Source organism: Paraburkholderia mimosarum LMG 23256 = NBRC 106338 (assembly GCF_000739815.1).
Classification (GTDB): Bacteria; Pseudomonadota; Gammaproteobacteria; order Burkholderiales; family Burkholderiaceae; genus Paraburkholderia; species Paraburkholderia mimosarum.
In genome coordinates this window covers 1-834 of the sequence record NZ_BBJJ01000341.1, presented here as the reverse complement: position 1 = coordinate 834, position 834 = coordinate 1, and the positions used below count along the sequence as shown (strand labels likewise).

Genomic DNA, 834 nt, shown 5'->3' with positions numbered 1-834 from the left:
GGGGCTCTGTCAGGTTGATGGAGAGGGGGCGGTAGAATGACGTAATGAAGAAGACAAAACCGCTTTATCACGGCCACCGCTTCCCTGCCGTCGTCATCAGCTGCGCGGTTCGCTGGTATTTCCGGTTCAGCCTGAGCCTGCGCGACGTCGAGGAGTTGCTGCTCGAGCGTGGTGTTGTGGTCACGTATGAGACGATCCGTTGCTGGTGCGACAAGTTCGGCGCCAGATTCGCCCAGTGCGCCAAGGCGGCGCGGCGCAAGCCAGGCAGTACGTGGCACCTCGACGAGATGTTCGTGACGCTGCGCGGCGAGCCGTATCTGTTGTGGCGAGCGGTCGACGAGCATGGCGCTGAACTGGACGTGCTGGTGCAAAAGCGGCGCGACAAGGCAGCGGCAAAGCGCTTCTTCCTCAGGGTGCTGCGTTCAAACCCGGTGCCGCGCAAAATCGTGACCGACCAGCTGCGCAGCTATCCGGCGGCGAAGTCGGACATTCCTGAGCTTGCTCATGTGAAGCACGTTTTCGTCAAAGCGGCCGCACGCGTGAACAACCGTGCCGAGAACAGCCACCAGCCGACCCGCAGGCGGGAGCGCCAGATGTGCGGTTTTCGCGATGCGCGTCGCACTCAGGCGTTTCTTTCGTGCTTCGGCCCGATCCGGCAGCACTTCGCGTTGCCCAGACACCAGATGAACGCGGCATGTCATCGTACCGCGCTCCAGAAACGTTTCGCGACGTGGCATGGTTGGACTGTCACTGCGGCCGGAGATAGGGTTATCTAATCAGGATAACTACTCGTACGCCACAAAGACGGACTACATCGGCCAACCTGACAGAGCC

The 834-nt window shown here is 61.3% G+C and carries 1 protein-coding gene; it reads left to right on the top strand.

Annotation, left to right across the window (positions count from 1 at the left end):
• The first annotated feature begins 44 nt into the window (after nucleotides 1-44).
• Complete coding sequence (locus tag BMI01S_RS37795; RefSeq protein ID WP_028232755.1) at nucleotides 45-776, top strand: IS6 family transposase; 732 nt, start codon at nucleotides 45-47, stop codon at nucleotides 774-776.
• Nucleotides 777-834 lie beyond the last annotated feature (58 nt).